Origin of the sequence: Mycobacterium sp. 852002-51057_SCH5723018 (assembly GCF_001667035.1) — a bacterium.
GTDB lineage: Bacteria > Actinomycetota > Actinomycetes > Mycobacteriales > Mycobacteriaceae > Mycobacterium.
On record NZ_LZIR01000030.1, the window covers coordinates 24,507 to 38,911 of the forward strand.

The window sequence follows — 14,405 nt, forward strand, 5'->3', positions numbered from 1 at the left end:
CTCAGGCTCCTCCCCCGACCGGCTGGAAGGCGAACGTGACGATCTCGTTGCCCTCGCCGTCGGTGGTGAACGGCATCATGGTCAGCTCAACCTCCTGGCCGAACTCGATCTTGGCGGGGTCGTTCTCGGTCAGCCGCCCCTCCACGCGAATCACGTCACCCAGTTGGACCAGGCCGACGCCGAACGGCACGAAATCCTTGCCGGCGGGACCGGCGTACGGGGCTCCGGGCGGGAAACCCTGCGTCGTCCACGCGATGAGCGTTCCGCGCCGCGGCAACAGCAGGTCGGTCATCTCGCCGCCGCTGCACCGCGGACACCACTGCTGCACCGGAAACGTCGTGGCACCGCAATTGCCGCATCGACTGCCGATGAGCTGCGGGTTGTCGTCCGGCCAGGTGGAAATTTCGGGGGCGAGTGCCTTCTGCATCGAGATCCTCCGTCCGCAACAATAATGCGCTTACAGAAAGGTACAACAGCATTCAATAAAACCGGAAATCACGTTCTCCATGACGGCGGCCGGTCGCTGGCCGGATACGAAGTGCCGACCAATAGGCGACTTTCGAAAGCGCTATCACCGGCGATATCGCTTTTCACAGACCATGCGGTGGACCCCGCGGTGCCCACCTGACCTACGAGGTCCAGGGCTCGCCGACGACCTCGTCAGCCGGCAGCTATCTTGAGATTGCCGTCGCAACCAAGGAGACCACTATGCCGGTCACGGTGACACTTGAACTGAGGCTGAAGCCCGAGGCGGTGCCCGCGGCGCGCGAGGTCATGGGCCGGGCGCTCAAAGACACGCGGGCGTTCGACGGAAATCTGGGCACCGATGTCCTCGTCGACGATGACGACGACGCGCACTGGCTTATCTACGAACTCTGGGACACCGTCGAACACGACGAGGCCTACCGCAGCTTCCGGGCCGGTGCAGGCAAGCTGACCGAGCTGCCTCCGCTGCTGGCCGCGCCGCCCGTCAAAACGCGATACATCACCACCGATATCTAGCTGAGCGCGGGAATCACTTCGCGTTCGAACAGCTCGATGGAGGAACGGTCGTACGCGGCTTCTGGGAAATAACAGATCAGGTACCCGCAGCCCAAGTCGCGCAGCCGCTGCATGCGCTCGATCACCTGCTCCGCAGTTCCGGTCGCCGAGTCGGGCCCGGTTGTGCCGGCGATCATCGCATCGGCCGCGGATTCCGGAATGTAGCCGATCATCCGGTCGCGGATGCGTTGCAGCCGGTCTTGGACATCGGCTTCCGAGGAACCGACGACGGCGTTGACGTTGGCGGAGCGCACGATCGCGTCGAAATCGGTGCCCACGTCCCGGCAATGCGCGGCAACCACTTCGGATTTATGGACCCACCCGGCAGGCTCCGGTGTGAAGTTGGTGTACTGCGCGTACTTCGCGGCGATCCGCAGAGTCACCTTCTCCCCTCCGCCGGCGATCCACAACGGTATCCCGTTGTCCTGCAATGGCTTCGGAGCAACCAAAGCTCCGTCGACCTGGTAGTGCTCACCGTCGAAACTGACCTTGCCGTCGCGCCAGGCATCGCGCATGATCTGCACGCCTTCGTCCAGCCGTCCCAAGCGCACCTTGGCCGAGGGGAACCCGTAACCGTAAGCGCGCCACTCGTGTTCGTACCAACCGCCGCCGATCCCCATCTGGATCCGGCCGCCGGAGATGATGTCGGCGGTCGCCGCCACCTTGGCCAAATACACCGGGTTGCGGTAGCTCATCGCCGTGCACATCTGGCCCAGCTTGATCCGCGACGTGCTCGCCGCGTAGGCCGACATCAACGACCACGCCTCATGGGTGGCCTCGCCGGTTGGCATCGGCACGGTGTGGAAGTGGTCGTAAACCCACAGCGAGTCCCATGGGCCGTTGTCGGCGTAGGTCGCCAGGTCGCGCATCACCGCCCAGTGCTTCTCCGGTTCGATGCCGACGAGATCCATTCGCCAGCCTTGCGGAATGAAGAGACCGAAGCGCATAGCTCCGGACTTTAGCCCGCCATCGACGCTGTCCAGAACGCAGTCCGCGCGCCGGTCTCACAGCAGATCGATAACCTGTGCCCAGCCCCGTGCTGGCTCTCGGGCATAAGCAAGACGAGTGACTGAAATTCGTGCACTCCAGTTGATCCTCGCCGGGGCGGCGACCGTTGGGGCGCTCGCGCTCTTCAGCGCCTGGCAGCCCGTCGATCCGGGAGCCCCCGTCGCGGAAGGCCCGTCGGCCACTGCCGCGTTGGCGACCGACGACACCAATTTCGTCAACGACCAAGGCCAGACGTCGGGCGACATCTTCACGCAGAACGCACAGGACCAGAGCAGCCCCTGACGCGGGCATCCTCGAAGCCTGGCCACCGGCACCGGTCGCTAGGCTTACCGAACGCTAAATGAGCGGGAGGTCGCCATGCGGGTTCTGATCTCCGGCGCCAGCATCGCCGGGCCGGTGCTGGCGTACTGGCTGACCCGCCACGGCTTCGAAGTCACCGTCGTCGAACGCGCCCCGACGCTGCGCAAGACCGGCGGCCACGCCGTCGACTTGTTCCGTCCCGCAATGGAAATCTCGGCGAAGATGGGCGTCTTGCCGCGCATCGAGGCACTCGCCACCGGAACGAACCGCCTGACCATGTATCGGGAAGGTCGGCCGCAGCCCACCGAGATCGACCTCACCAAGATCTACGCCGCCGCATCGGACCGGCACGTGGAGATAATGCGCGACGACCTCAGCGAGATCTACTACGACGCTTGCCGCGACGACGCGGAGTATCTGTTCGGCGACTCGATCACGTCGATCGATCCCGACGGCGAGGTGACTTTCGAGCGCACCCCGGCCCGCCGATTCGACGTCATCGTCGGGGCCGACGGCCTGCACTCCAACGTTCGGCGCCTGGTGTTCGGAGAGGAAGCCGGCCTGACCCGGTTCATCGGGGGCTATCTGGGAGTGGTATCGGCGCCCAAGGCGCTGGTCGACGATGCGGAGATGGTCGGACACGTCGGCGTCGGCCGGGTGGCGGCCATCTACACCGCGGAGCATCTGGACGACGCGCGGGCGGTGTTCCTGTTTCGCAGCAAGGAAGAACTGGCCTACGAGCAGCGAGATTCCCTGCGGCAAAAGGAGATACTGCGCGAAGCGTTCACCGGCATGCACCCCCAGGTGGAGCGCTGGCTGGAGGAAATCGGCCGGACGCCCGCGTTCTATTTCGATGCGATCAGCCAACTGCGGCTGGACATCTGGTCGCGCCGACGGGTCACCCTCGTCGGCGACGCCGGCTATTGCCCGGGCCCCGCCGTCGGCGGCAGCACCAGCCTCGCCGTGCTGGGCGCCTATGTGCTGGCCGGCGAGCTGGCCCTGGCGGACGGTGATCACCTGAGGGCGTTCGCCGCCTACGAGCTGCAGATGCGTGGGCCGGTGCACCTCAGCCGGACCTTTGCGCGCGGTGCCGCCAAAAGCATCATCCCCGGCTCCCGGGCCGGGGTGTGGGCCTTGACCCGCGGCGCGCAGCTGGTCTCGCGGATGCCCGGGTCGCTCTCGCGGGGGTTGGCGAAGCTCAACACCAAAGGCGTGCGACTGTATGACTCGATGCCGGTGCCCGACTACGGCGAGGATAGACGCGAAGGGAACGAGCGCCCATGGAACTGACTGGCGTCGGGATCTGGAGCAATCAGCTGCGCTACGGCGATCCGGCCGAAATTGCCGACGCCGCAGCGGAATTGGACGAACTGGGTTTTACCGCGCTGTGGATTCCGGACGTCGGCGGGCCGTTGTTCGACGCGGTGGATCGCCTATTGACCTCCACGACGCGGGCCGTCGTCGCCACGGGGATCCTCAACCTCTGGATGCATTCGGCCGACGATGTCGCCGACTCCTATGCCGCTCTGACCGATAAGCACGGGAACCGCTTCCTCCTGGGAATCGGTGTCAGCCATGCTCCGGTGATCGACGCCACCCAGCCCGGGCGGTACACCAAGCCGCTGGCGGCCACGGCGTCGTTTCTGGACGGGCTGGACGCCGCGCCGCGACCCGTGCCCGCCGAGCGCCGGGTCCTTGCCGCGCTGGGCCCGAAGATGCTGACCCTTTCCGCCGCGCGCGCCCGCGGGGCCCACCCCTATCTGGTCACCACCGAGCACACCGCTTCTGCCCGTTCGGTTTTGGGCGAGGGCCCCTTGCTGTTGCCCGAACAGACCGTGATCCTGTGTGACGGCGCCGACGAGGCGCGCCGCATCGGAACCGACTGGCTTCGTGCGTATTTGGCCTTCCCTAACTACTCCAACAACCTGCTGCGCAGCGGATTCACCGAGGATGACCTGGCGCGCGTGAGCGATCGGCTCTTCGACGCCATCATCGCCTGGGGTGACGAAGGCGCCGTCATGCGCAGGGTCGCCGAGCATCGCGCGGCCGGCGCCGACCACGTTTGCGTCCAGGTGCTGGGGGCCGACCAATCGGCCTTCCCCCGAGAGCAGTGGCGCCGAATCGCCGCCGCAGCGGTTTAGTCGGCGCCGGTCCAGGCATACGGTGGGGCCATGGCTTCCAAACACACCCTGTTTCGGATCTTCTACCGGGTTGGCTTTACGCCGTGGGAGGGTCACCCCCTCGGGCGAAGCCTTCGAAATCTCGTCGAGGGAACCGGCGACGCGCCCGCGCTGGCCGCGGGATCCGCCCTCGAGGTCGGATGCGGCACCGGAGACTGCTCGATCTACCTCGCCCAGCACGGCTGGAAGGTCACCGCCGTTGATTTCGTCCCCAAGGCACTCGACCGGGCCCGCGCCAAGGCCGGCGCGGCCGGCGCATCGGTCAACTTCGTGCAAGCCGACGTCACGCAGTTGAGTCGAGCCGGCATCGGTGCGGGCTTTCAGTTGATCGTCGACAACGGCTGCCTGCACAACATGAGCGACGGCGATCGCGACGCATACGTCCGCGAGGTCGGCGCCGTGGCCGCGCCCGACGCGCGGCTCTTGATCGCCGCGTTCGCCCCGGGCGGCAGGTTCGGCGTGCGGGGAGTCGATCCATCCGAGATGGAACGACGTTTCACGTCCGGCTGGACGCTGTTGTCCGCCGCCGACGAGCAGGAGCTCGACGGCCAAACCCCGACGCGGTACTACCTCTTCCAGCGCAGCGCCTGATCGCGAGCAGACGCAAAAGACCCCCAAAACATGCGGTTTTGGGGGCTTTTGCGTCTGCTGGGCGCGGAGCCTACGTCAAAGACTCCGGCGGCAGGAAGCGGTCGCCGTACTTGGCCGCCAGCTCGCGCGCCCGGGCCACGAAGGCCTCCTTGCCCGTACCGCCCGCGCCGGAGTAGCCGACGATGAACTGCGCGCTACCGCCCGTCCACGGCGGGAAGCCGATGCCCATGATTGAGCCGATGTTGGCGTCGGCCGTCGACGTCAGCACGCCCTCGTCGAGGCACTTCTGGGTTTCCAGCGCCTCGGCGAACAGCATCCGGTCGATCATGTCCTGCAGCGGCGGCTGCGAACTGCCGGAGTTGAACGTCTCGCGCAACCCCGGCCACAGGCCGGCGCGCTTGCCGTCGACGTACTCGTAGAAGCCCGCACCCTTCAACCGCGACGGCCGGCCGATCTCGATCATCTTGTCGACGACCGCCTCCGCCGGGTGCGGCTCGTAGGTGCCGCCCGCGTCCTCGACGCCCTTGCGGGTGGCCGCGGCGATCTTGTGCATCAGCTCCAGGTTGAGCTCATCGGACAGCTGCAGCGGCGGCGCCGGGTAGCCGGCCTGCGAGCCGGCATGCTCGATGCTCGCCGGCTCCACGCCCTCGCCGAGCATCGCCAGCGCCTCGTTCACGAACGTGCCGATCACGCGGCTGGTGAAGAAGCCGCGGCTGTCGTTGACCACGATCGGGGTCTTGCCGATGGCGAGCGTGTAGTCGAACACGCGGGCCAGCGCCTCGTCAGAAGTCTTCTCGCCCTTGATGATTTCGACCAGCGGCATCTTGTCGACCGGCGAGAAGAAGTGGATCCCGATGAAGTCCTCCTGCCGCTTGACGCCGGTCGCGAGACCGGTGATCGGCAGCGTCGAGGTGTTGGACCCGAGCAGCGCGTTGGGCTCGACGATGTCCTCGATCTCCTGGAACACCTTGTGCTTGAGGTCCTGGTTCTCGAACACCGCCTCGATCACGAAGTCGACGCCCTTGAAATCGGCCGGGTCGGCCGTCGGCGTGATGCGATTCAGCAGCGCCTTGCTCTTCTCCTCGGTGGTCTTGCCGCGTTGCAGCGCCTTGGCCTCGAGCTTCTCCGAGTAGCCCTTGCCCTTCTCGGCTGCCTCGATGTTGACGTCCTTGAGCACCACGTCGAACCCGGCCTTGGCCGACACGTAGGCGATGCCGGCGCCCATCATGCCCGCACCCAGCACGCCGATCTTGTTGATCGGCGTCTTGCCGATGCCTTCCGGGCGCGACCCGCCACCGTTGATGTGCTGCAGGTCGAAGAAGAACGCCTGGATCATGTTCTTGGCGACCTGGCCGGTGACCAAAGAAGTGAAGTAGCGACTCTCGATGCGGGTGGCGGTGTCGAAATCCACCTGCGCACCCTCGACCGCGGCGGCCAGGATGGCCCGCGGCGCCGGCATCGGCGCGCCCTTGAGCTGCTTGCGGAGCAGTGACGGAAACGACGGCAGGATCGCCGCCAGCGCGGGGCTGCTCGGGGTCCCGCCGGGTATCTTGTAGCCTTTGACGTCCCACGGCTGGGTGTGCGCCTCGGGGTTGGCCTTGATCCACGCCTTGGCGGCCGGAACCAGTTCCTCGACGCTGGCGACGATCTCGTCGACGAGGCCGTTGTCCTTGGCCGCGGCCGGCTTGAAGCGGGTGCCCTGGCTCAGCACGTTGACGAAGGCGTTCTGGATGCCCAGCATCCGCACGGTGCGGGTGACGCCGCCGCCGCCGGGTAACAGACCTAACGTGACCTCGGGCAGCCCGATCTGGACGCCCTTGACGTCGGCGACGATGCGGTGATGGCAGGCGAGAGCGATTTCCAGACCGCCGCCCAGCGCGGCGCCGTTGATGGCGGCGACCACCGGCTTGCCCAGGGTCTCCAGCGTGCGCAGGTCGCGCTTGATGTCCTCGACCTCGGCGAAGACTTCGCCGGCGTTTTCCGGGCCGGCGGTGATCATGCTCTTCAGGTCCCCACCGGCGAAGAACGTCTTCTTAGCGCTGGTGATCACCACGCCGGTGACCGAATCCTTCTCCGCGACAAGGCGCTCGACGGCCTTGTGCATGGACTCCTTGTAATGCTCGTTCATTACGTTGGCCGACCCGGTCGGGTCGTCCAGCGTCAGCGTGACGATGCCGTCGGCGTCCTTGTCCCACTGAATGGTGTTCTCTGCTGTCATTTTTGCGGCCTTAAACCCTCTCGATGATGGTGGCGACACCCATGCCGCCGCCGATGCACAGCGTGATCAGCGCGCGGCGCGCGTTGCGGCGCTCGAGCTCGTCGACCATGGTGCCCAGGATCATGGCGCCGGTGGCCCCCAGCGGGTGGCCCATCGCGATGGCGCCACCGTTGACGTTGAGCTTCTCGTCCGGGATGTTGAGGTCCTTCTGGAACTTCAGGACGACCGACGCGAACGCCTCGTTCAGCTCGAACAGGTCGATGTCGTCGACGGTCAGTCCGGCCCGGTCCAGCACCTTGCGGGTGGCCGGCGTCGGGCCGGTGAGCATGATGGTCGGGTCGGCGCCGGTGGTGGCGGTGGCGACGATGCGGGCGCGGGGGGTCAGCCCCTGCGATGTGCCGGCCTTCTCGTTGCCGATGAGCACCAGCGCGGAGCCGTCGACGATGCCCGAGCTGTTGCCGCCAGTGTGGACATGGTTGATCTTCTCGACCCAGTGATACTTCTGCAGCGCCACGTCGTCGAAGCCGGCCATGGCGGCCAGGCCCTCGAAAGCGGGCTTCAGCTTGGCGAGGCCCTCCATCGTGGTGTCGGGCCGCATGTGCTCGTCGTGGTCGAGGATCAGCAGCCCGTTCTGGTCGCGGACCGGAACCACCGACTTGGCGAAGTAGCCGCCCGACCATGCCGCGGCCGCCAACTCCTGCGAGCGCAGCGCGTAGGCGTCGACGTCGTCGCGGGAGAAGCCCTCGATGGTGGCGATCAGGTCCGCGCCGATGCCCTGCGGGACGATGTAGGCGTCGTAGGAGGTGGCCGGGTCGGCCATCATGGCGCCGCCATCGGAGCCCATCGGAACGCGGCTCATCGACTCCACACCACCTGCGAGCACCAGGTCATCCCAGCCGGAGCGGACCTTCTGCGCGGCGGTGTTGACGGCCTCCAGCCCGGAGGCGCAGAAGCGGTTGAGCTGCACGCCGCCGACGGTGTCGGGCATGCCGGCTGCGATCACCGCGGTGCGGGCGATGTCGCCGCCCTGGTCACCCACGGGTGAAACGCACCCCAAGATGACGTCGCTGATCAAGTTCTCGTCCAGGTCGGGATGGCGCTTGCGCAGCTCCTCGATCAGGCCGACGACCAGGTTCAACGGTTTGACCTCGTTCAACGAGCCGTTCTTCTGCTTGCCGCGGGGCGTGCGGATCGCCTCGTAGATGAAGGCTTCTTCGGACATGTCGACTTCCTCTTCGAAGATTGGGGGTTGGTCCGTCCTAAACACTAGGTCCGTACCGGCCACCCTAACAGGGCGCCCGTCCAACCTGTTGGTTGGTAGGGATTGCGCTGGTCAACGATGCAAAGCGGGCCATCGGCAGCGCAGTCGCATCGGCCACGTTGGCCACTCCAGTCTCTGCAGCTGCTGCGCCGACCGGGGCATAGTCCGTCCGCCTCCCTCCCCGGTGTCGCGATCTGCCGCTCGTAGGTGTCTCTCAGGCCGGGCGCCAATGTGGCAGATGCGGCATGCGACGCGCGGCGGCCGGGGTCGCCCGGCCTAAGCTCATCCACCATGACGGTGTCGCGACTGCGGCCGTACGCAACCACTGTGTTCGCCGAAATGTCGGCGCTGGCCGCGCGGATCGGCGCGGTCAACCTCGGCCAGGGATTTCCCGACGAGGACGGGCCGGCGGCCTTGCTGAAGGCGGCGCAAGACGCCATCGCCGAGGGCGCCAACCAATACCCGCCCGGGACCGGCATCGAGCCACTGCGCCGGGCCATCGCCGCGCACCGGCGGCGGCACTTCGGTGTCGAGTACGACCCCGACACCGAAGTGCTGGTGACGGTCGGGGCCACCGAGGCCATCGCGGCGTCGGTGATCGGGCTGATCGAGCCCGGCTCGGAGGTCGTGCTGATCGAGCCCTTCTACGACTCCTACTCGCCGGTGGTCGCGATGGCCGGTGCGCACCGGGTGGCCGTGCCGCTGGTTCCCGATGGGCGCGGCTTCGCCCTTGATGCCGACGCCTTGCGGCGGGCGGTGACGCCGCGGACCCGCGCGCTGATCGTCAACTCGCCGCACAACCCGACGGGCACGGTGCTGAGCGCGGAGGAGCTCGCGGCCATCGCCGAGATCGCGGTGGCGGCCGACCTCCTGGTGATCACCGACGAGGTGTACGAACACCTGGTGTATCCCTCCCCCAACGGCATTCGCCATCTGCCGCTGGCCGGCTTCGACGGTATGGCCGGGCGCACGATCACCATCTCCAGCGCCGCCAAGATGTTCAACTGCACGGGCTGGAAGATCGGGTGGGCTTGCGGCCCTGCGCAACTCATCGCCGCGGTGCGCGCGGCCAAACAGTACTTGAGCTACGTCGGGGGCGCGCCCTTCCAACCCGCGGTCGCCCTTGCGCTGGACACCGAGGACGCCTGGGTGGCCGAGCTTCGCCGCTCGTTGCAGGCCAGGCGCGATCGACTGGCCGCGGGGCTGACGGAGATCGGCTTTGCCGTGCACGACAGCGACGGCACCTACTTTCTGTGCGCCGACCCGCGCCCGCTCGGCTACGACGACGGCACCGCGCTCTGCGCGACGCTCCCGGAGAAGGTCGGGGTGGCTGCCATCCCGATGTCGGCGTTCTGCGATCCTGCGGCACCGCACGCTGACGTGTGGAATCACCTGGTGCGCTTCACTTTCTGCAAACGCGACGACACCCTCGACGAGGCGATCAGGCGGCTGACGGCGCTGCGCGGCTGAGTCGCTAGCCGGCTGAACCCATGACCCGCTTCCGCAGTCCCTCGAGCGCGGCGTGCAGGATTTTCTTGCGGGCCCGGTTGATCAAGAACTCCGGCAGTGGCGCGGAGGGTTCGACGGTGATGCCGAATCGCACGCGGGTCCTGTTGTCGCCCTCGCGAATCAGGTTGTACTCGCCGTGCTGGCCGTGTTGGTGGATGGTCTTGTTGGCGTCCCACACCATCCAGTCCGGTCCCCAGTGATACTCGAGCAACTGCGTGTCGATGATGCCCATCACTCGGATCGTTACCTTCACGTGGCGCGGCAGCCCGTCGGGATAGGTGTCGATGACTTCGACCTTCTTGTGCACCGCGGACCAGGACGGCACGGTGTCCATGTCGGCTAGCGCCTCCATGATCGATTCCGGGGGCGCGTCAATGACAATTTCCGACGACGCTTGAACGGCCACTGCTACAAAATTAACCCCATCAGGACCCGATAACGGTGATTAAGTATCCCCGCCGCGCCCGAAAAGATCGCTCAGCCCCTTCACCGCGGCGTCGAGAACGTTCGCCGTTTGCCGCTTGACGACGAAGCCGGGAATGGGCCCCGCCGGTTCGACGGTGATGTCAAAGCGCACGCGCGTTTTGTCGAGACCCTCCGGTTTGAGGTTGTACTCGACATGCTGGCCATGCTGCTGCGCCGTGCCTGTGGCATCCCACACCACCCAGTCGGGACCCCAGTGATATTCGAGGACCTCTTTGTCGACGAGCCCGAAAATCTTGATGGTGGCCTTGACGTGGTGGGGCCGGCCGTCGGGATACCGGTCGATCACTTCGATCTGTCGGTGCAGCGGCGACCAAGATGACAGCAAGGCGACATCTGTCAGCGCCTCCATGACCTGCTCTGGCGGCGCGCCGACGACAAATTCCCGTGATGCTTTTACGGCCACTGATAACAAATTAGCAACGACGCCCGCTTCGCGGTCAATGTTCGCCGAAAATACTTGACTACCAGCCTATTTCGTCGAGCGCTGTGGTTGTCAGCGGCGGTGGCCCCACCGGCCCGGCCGGCGTCCGGGAAAAACGCGGCGCCGGCGCCGCCTGGTCGACGCCGTGGGCGGTGATCACCGTCGAGCGCGCCTTCAAGTGGGCATTGGTCGCGGCTTCGGTCCACGTCAACACCGGGGTGACACAGGCATCGCTGCCGGCGAAGACCTCGGTCCACTCATCGCGGGTTCTGCTCGCGAAACGTTCGGCGAAGAGGTCGTACATCCGCGGGTAGGAACCGATGTCGAGCTGGTTGGGCACCTCCTCGGGCGCCAGGGCGAGGCCGTTCACCAGCGCCGCGAAAAACTGCGGCTCGATGGCGCCGACGGCCACGTACTTGCCGTCGGAGGTCTCATAACAGCGGTAGAACGGGGCGCCGCCGTCGAGCAGGAACGATTCGCGCTGATCGCGCAGCGCGCCGGTCGACTTCATGGTCCACATCATCTGAGCGAGCAGGCTGACGCCGTCGACCATCGCGGCGTCGATCACCTGTCCCTGGCCGGACCGCTCCCGCTCGTACAGGGCGGCCACGATGCCCAGCAGCACCAGCATCGAGCCGCCGCCGAAGTCGGCGACCAGGTTCAGCGGCGGCATCGGCGGCCGGTCCCGATATCCCAGCGCCGAAAGCGCACCGGTCTGCGACAGATAGTTGATGTCGTGGCCCGCGGTGGGCGCCAGCGGCCCGTCCTGTCCCCAGCCGGTGATCCGCGCGAAGATCAGCCGCGGATTGACCGCGGCGCAGTCGCCGGGCCCGATGCCGAGTCGCTCGCAGGTGCCCGGCCGGAAGCAGTCCAGCAGCACGTCGGCCTTGCCGGCCAGTTCCAGCAACGCCCCGCGTTGCGTCTTGACGTCCAGGTCGACGATCCGCTTCCCCCGGTGCAGCAGGTCGCGGTCCTCGGGCGGCATCGTCAGCCCGCCCGCTTGGTGGCGACCCGCTTCGCCCGGCTTCGCCGCGCTTGCGATCGCCACGCCGGGACGTCGCACCCGCACCACGTCGGCGCCCAGGTCGGCGAGGATCATTCCCGCGTGTGGCCCCGGCCCGATGCCGCCGAGCTCGATCACCTTCACCCCGGCCAACGGCCCCGCGCCGGTCACCGCAGTTACTGGCCCTTCTTGACCTGCAGCACCCGCTCACGCAGCGCCTTGGTCGCGGAATCGATCGTCCCCTTGACAGCGCGCTTGAGCACGAAACCGGGCAGTGGAACGTTCGGGTCGACGCTGATGTCCATCTTGACCAGGGTCGCCTCGCCCTGCGGCACCAGTGTGTATTTGCCGTCCTGCGACTTTTGCTGGCCCGAGCTGACCAGCGTCCAGCTCACGCCATTGCCGCTCCAGGTGTAGGCGACCACCTGTTCGTCGGTGATGCCCGCCGTCCTGACTTTCATCTTCACCTTGCTGGGCCTCCCGTCGTCTCCGGTCTCGAGGACCTCCGCGCTTTGATGGGGGGCGGACCATTCGGGCATCGCTTCGAAATCGGCGATGACGTCCAGAATCTCCTCGGGGCTGGCTTCGATGACGATGTCGCGGGATTCTTTGATTGCCATGGCCCGCATGGTATAGCCGAAACGGCATGTCAGCGGTAACCGTTTCGCCCGAGGGTAGCGTCGTGCCTGTGACAGATCCCCTCCTTGCCCCGGCCGATCCCGTTTACACCGTCGGTGACTACCTGTTGGACCGCCTCGCCGAACTCGGCGTCTCAGAGATCTTCGGCGTTCCCGGCGACTACAACCTGGCGTTTTTGGACCACATCGTCGCCCATCCCACCATCCGGTGGGTGGGCAGCGCTAACGAGCTCAACGCCGGTTACGCCGCCGACGGGTATGGACGGCTGCGCGGAATGTCCGCCGTGGTAACGACATTCGGCGTTGGCGAACTCTCGGCGACCAACGCGATCGCGGGCAGTTACGCCGAGCACGTGCCCGTCGTGCACATCGTCGGCGGCCCCTCCAAGGACGCGCAGGGCGCCAGGCGCGCGCTGCACCATTCGTTCGGCGACGGGGACTTCGAGCACTTCTTCCGGATCAGCCGCGAAATCACCTGTGCGCAGGCCAATCTCATGCCCGCGACGGCGTGCAGGGAAATCGACAGGGTGCTGTCCGAGGTGCGCGAGCAGAAGCGGCCCGGGTACCTCCTGCTGTCGACCGACGTGGCACGCTTCCCCACCGAGCCGCCCACCGATCCGTTGCCCCGCTACGCCGGCGGCACGAGTCCGCGCGCGCTGGCGCTGTTCGTCGAGGCGGCCACCGAACTCATCGGCGAGTACCAGTTGACCGTGCTGGCCGACTTGTTGGTCCACCGCCTGCAGGCCGTCAAGGAACTGGAGGCGTTGCTGGCCGCGGACGTGGTGCCGCACGCCACGTTGATGTGGGGAAAGAGCCTGCTCGACGAGAGCTCGCCCAACTTCCTGGGAATCTATGCGGGTTCGGCCAGTGCCGAATGGGTGCGCACGGCGATCGAAGATGCGCCGGTGCTGGTGACGGCCGGCGTGGTGTTCACCGACATGGTCAGCGGCTTCTTCAGCCAGCACATCGACCCGGCCCGCACCATCGATGTCGGCCAGTACCAGAGCAGTGTCGCGGGCGAGGTCTTCGCGCCGCTGGAAATGGGCGCGGCCCTCGAGGCGCTGGCGACCATCCTGGTCCGGCGCGGCATCACTTCACCACCCGTGGTCCCGCCGCCCGCCGAACCTCTGCCGCCACCGCCACCACGCGATCAACCGCTCACCCAGCAGATGCTCTGGGACCGGCTTTGCGTCGCGCTCACGCCGGGCAACGTGGTGCTGGCCGATCAGGGAACGTCGTTCTACGGCATGGCGGATCACCGGTTGCCGAACGGGGTCACCTTCATCGGTCAACCACTTTGGGGCTCAATCGGTTACACGCTGCCCGCCGCCGTCGGGGCCGCAGTGGCACACCCCGACCGCAGGACGGTGTTGCTGATCGGCGACGGTGCCGCGCAATTGACCGTCCAGGAGCTGGGCACCTTCTCCCGCGAAGGCCTGTCGCCGGTCATCGTGGTGGTCAACAACGACGGCTACACCGTCGAACGCGCAATTCACGGCGAGGCGGCCCCCTACAACGACATCGTCAGCTGGAAGTGGACCGATATCCCTCACACGCTCGGGGTGGCCAACCACCTGACGTTCCGGGCGCAGACCTACGGCGAGCTCGACGACGCACTCATCGCGGCCGCCGAGCAACGGGACCGCATGGCGTTCGTCGAAGTGGTCTTGCCGCGGCTCGATATCCCGCCCCTGCTCGGCCAACTCGTGGGACCCATGTCCCCGGAAGGCAGCGCGCGCGACTGACGGG

The 14,405-nt window shown here is 66.8% G+C and carries 15 protein-coding genes; 7 read left to right on the forward strand and 8 right to left on the reverse strand.

Annotated features, from left to right (window positions below):
• Position 1: 1 nt before the first annotated feature.
• On the reverse strand, positions 2 to 427 hold the full coding sequence (locus tag A5764_RS08010; RefSeq protein ID WP_067111275.1) for a Zn-ribbon domain-containing OB-fold protein: 426 nt from the start codon (positions 425 to 427) through the stop codon (positions 2 to 4).
• Between the two features lie 281 nt (positions 428 to 708).
• On the opposite strand from A5764_RS08010, the gene A5764_RS08015 reads away from it, so the two are divergent.
• Entirely contained in the window at positions 709 to 1,002 is a 294-nt protein-coding gene (locus A5764_RS08015) for a putative quinol monooxygenase (RefSeq protein WP_067111279.1), read from the forward strand.
• Here the strand turns inward: A5764_RS08015 and A5764_RS08020 are convergent.
• Entirely contained in the window at positions 999 to 1,988 is a 990-nt protein-coding gene (locus tag A5764_RS08020) for an LLM class F420-dependent oxidoreductase (protein ID WP_067111282.1), read from the reverse strand. The genes A5764_RS08015 and A5764_RS08020 overlap by 4 nt on opposite strands.
• Before the next feature lie 118 nt (positions 1,989 to 2,106).
• Between A5764_RS08020 and A5764_RS08025 the strand changes: the two genes are divergently transcribed.
• From A5764_RS08025 to A5764_RS08040, 4 genes are all read left to right on the forward strand, one after another.
• A complete protein-coding gene (locus A5764_RS08025; protein ID WP_156664567.1) occupies positions 2,107 to 2,331 on the forward strand; it encodes a hypothetical protein in 225 nt (74 codons plus the stop codon).
• 75 nt (positions 2,332 to 2,406) lie between these two features.
• Positions 2,407 to 3,639 (forward strand): FAD-dependent monooxygenase, encoded by a 1,233-nt coding sequence (locus A5764_RS08030; protein ID WP_067111288.1) that lies wholly within the window; start codon positions 2,407 to 2,409, stop codon positions 3,637 to 3,639.
• On the forward strand, positions 3,630 to 4,490 hold the full coding sequence (locus tag A5764_RS08035; RefSeq protein ID WP_067111291.1) for an LLM class F420-dependent oxidoreductase: 861 nt from the start codon (positions 3,630 to 3,632) through the stop codon (positions 4,488 to 4,490). The genes A5764_RS08030 and A5764_RS08035 overlap by 10 nt, the downstream gene beginning before the upstream one ends.
• Before the next feature lie 30 nt (positions 4,491 to 4,520).
• Positions 4,521 to 5,120 (forward strand): bifunctional 2-polyprenyl-6-hydroxyphenol methylase/3-demethylubiquinol 3-O-methyltransferase UbiG, encoded by a 600-nt coding sequence (locus A5764_RS08040; protein WP_067111294.1) that lies wholly within the window; start codon positions 4,521 to 4,523, stop codon positions 5,118 to 5,120.
• Between the two features lie 70 nt (positions 5,121 to 5,190).
• On the opposite strand, the gene A5764_RS08045 is transcribed toward A5764_RS08040, so the two are convergent.
• Together A5764_RS08045 and A5764_RS08050 are read right to left on the reverse strand one after the other, a co-directional pair.
• The gene (locus A5764_RS08045; protein WP_067111297.1) at positions 5,191 to 7,338 is read right to left on the reverse strand and encodes a 3-hydroxyacyl-CoA dehydrogenase NAD-binding domain-containing protein; all 2,148 of its coding nucleotides are present in this window, start codon (positions 7,336 to 7,338) and stop codon (positions 5,191 to 5,193) included.
• Positions 7,339 to 7,348: 10 nt separating this feature from the next.
• Complete coding sequence (locus tag A5764_RS08050; RefSeq protein ID WP_067111300.1) at positions 7,349 to 8,560, reverse strand: acetyl-CoA C-acetyltransferase; 1,212 nt, start codon at positions 8,558 to 8,560, stop codon at positions 7,349 to 7,351.
• Between the two features lie 330 nt (positions 8,561 to 8,890).
• On the opposite strand from A5764_RS08050, the gene A5764_RS08055 reads away from it, so the two are divergent.
• A complete protein-coding gene (locus A5764_RS08055) occupies positions 8,891 to 10,069 on the forward strand; it encodes a pyridoxal phosphate-dependent aminotransferase (protein WP_067111302.1) in 1,179 nt (392 codons plus the stop codon).
• Positions 10,070 to 10,073: 4 nt separating this feature from the next.
• On the opposite strand, the gene A5764_RS08060 is transcribed toward A5764_RS08055, so the two are convergent.
• The 4 genes from A5764_RS08060 to A5764_RS08075 are packed head-to-tail and all read right to left on the reverse strand — an operon-like array spanning position 10,074 to position 12,638.
• The gene (locus A5764_RS08060) at positions 10,074 to 10,514 is read right to left on the reverse strand and encodes an SRPBCC family protein (RefSeq protein WP_067111312.1); all 441 of its coding nucleotides are present in this window, start codon (positions 10,512 to 10,514) and stop codon (positions 10,074 to 10,076) included.
• A 39-nt stretch (positions 10,515 to 10,553) separates the two neighbouring features.
• A complete protein-coding gene (locus tag A5764_RS08065; RefSeq protein WP_082951574.1) occupies positions 10,554 to 10,997 on the reverse strand; it encodes an SRPBCC family protein in 444 nt (147 codons plus the stop codon).
• Between the two features lie 58 nt (positions 10,998 to 11,055).
• The gene (locus A5764_RS08070; protein ID WP_067111318.1) at positions 11,056 to 12,189 is read right to left on the reverse strand and encodes a CaiB/BaiF CoA-transferase family protein; all 1,134 of its coding nucleotides are present in this window, start codon (positions 12,187 to 12,189) and stop codon (positions 11,056 to 11,058) included.
• Between the two features lie 5 nt (positions 12,190 to 12,194).
• Entirely contained in the window at positions 12,195 to 12,638 is a 444-nt protein-coding gene (locus tag A5764_RS08075; RefSeq protein WP_067111374.1) for an SRPBCC family protein, read from the reverse strand.
• Between the two features lie 26 nt (positions 12,639 to 12,664).
• Between A5764_RS08075 and A5764_RS08080 the strand changes: the two genes are divergently transcribed.
• Complete coding sequence (locus A5764_RS08080; protein ID WP_082951575.1) at positions 12,665 to 14,401, forward strand: alpha-keto acid decarboxylase family protein; 1,737 nt, start codon at positions 12,665 to 12,667, stop codon at positions 14,399 to 14,401.
• Positions 14,402 to 14,405: the final 4 nt, after the last annotated feature.

Coding starts and splice junctions, on each gene's coding strand:
- A5764_RS08010 (WP_067111275.1), bottom strand. CDS start 427: ATGCAGAAGGCACTCGCCCCCGAAATTTCCACCTGGCCGGACGACAAC.
- A5764_RS08015 (WP_067111279.1), top strand. CDS start 709: ATGCCGGTCACGGTGACACTTGAACTGAGGCTGAAGCCCGAGGCGGTG.
- A5764_RS08020 (WP_067111282.1), bottom strand. CDS start 1,988: ATGCGCTTCGGTCTCTTCATTCCGCAAGGCTGGCGAATGGATCTCGTC.
- A5764_RS08030 (WP_067111288.1), top strand. CDS start 2,407: ATGCGGGTTCTGATCTCCGGCGCCAGCATCGCCGGGCCGGTGCTGGCG.
- A5764_RS08035 (WP_067111291.1), top strand. CDS start 3,630: ATGGAACTGACTGGCGTCGGGATCTGGAGCAATCAGCTGCGCTACGGC.
- A5764_RS08040 (WP_067111294.1), top strand. CDS start 4,521: ATGGCTTCCAAACACACCCTGTTTCGGATCTTCTACCGGGTTGGCTTT.
- A5764_RS08045 (WP_067111297.1), bottom strand. CDS start 7,338: ATGACAGCAGAGAACACCATTCAGTGGGACAAGGACGCCGACGGCATC.
- A5764_RS08050 (WP_067111300.1), bottom strand. CDS start 8,560: ATGTCCGAAGAAGCCTTCATCTACGAGGCGATCCGCACGCCCCGCGGC.
- A5764_RS08055 (WP_067111302.1), top strand. CDS start 8,891: ATGACGGTGTCGCGACTGCGGCCGTACGCAACCACTGTGTTCGCCGAA.
- A5764_RS08075 (WP_067111374.1), bottom strand. CDS start 12,638: ATGGCAATCAAAGAATCCCGCGACATCGTCATCGAAGCCAGCCCCGAG.
- A5764_RS08080 (WP_082951575.1), top strand. CDS start 12,665: ATGTCAGCGGTAACCGTTTCGCCCGAGGGTAGCGTCGTGCCTGTGACA.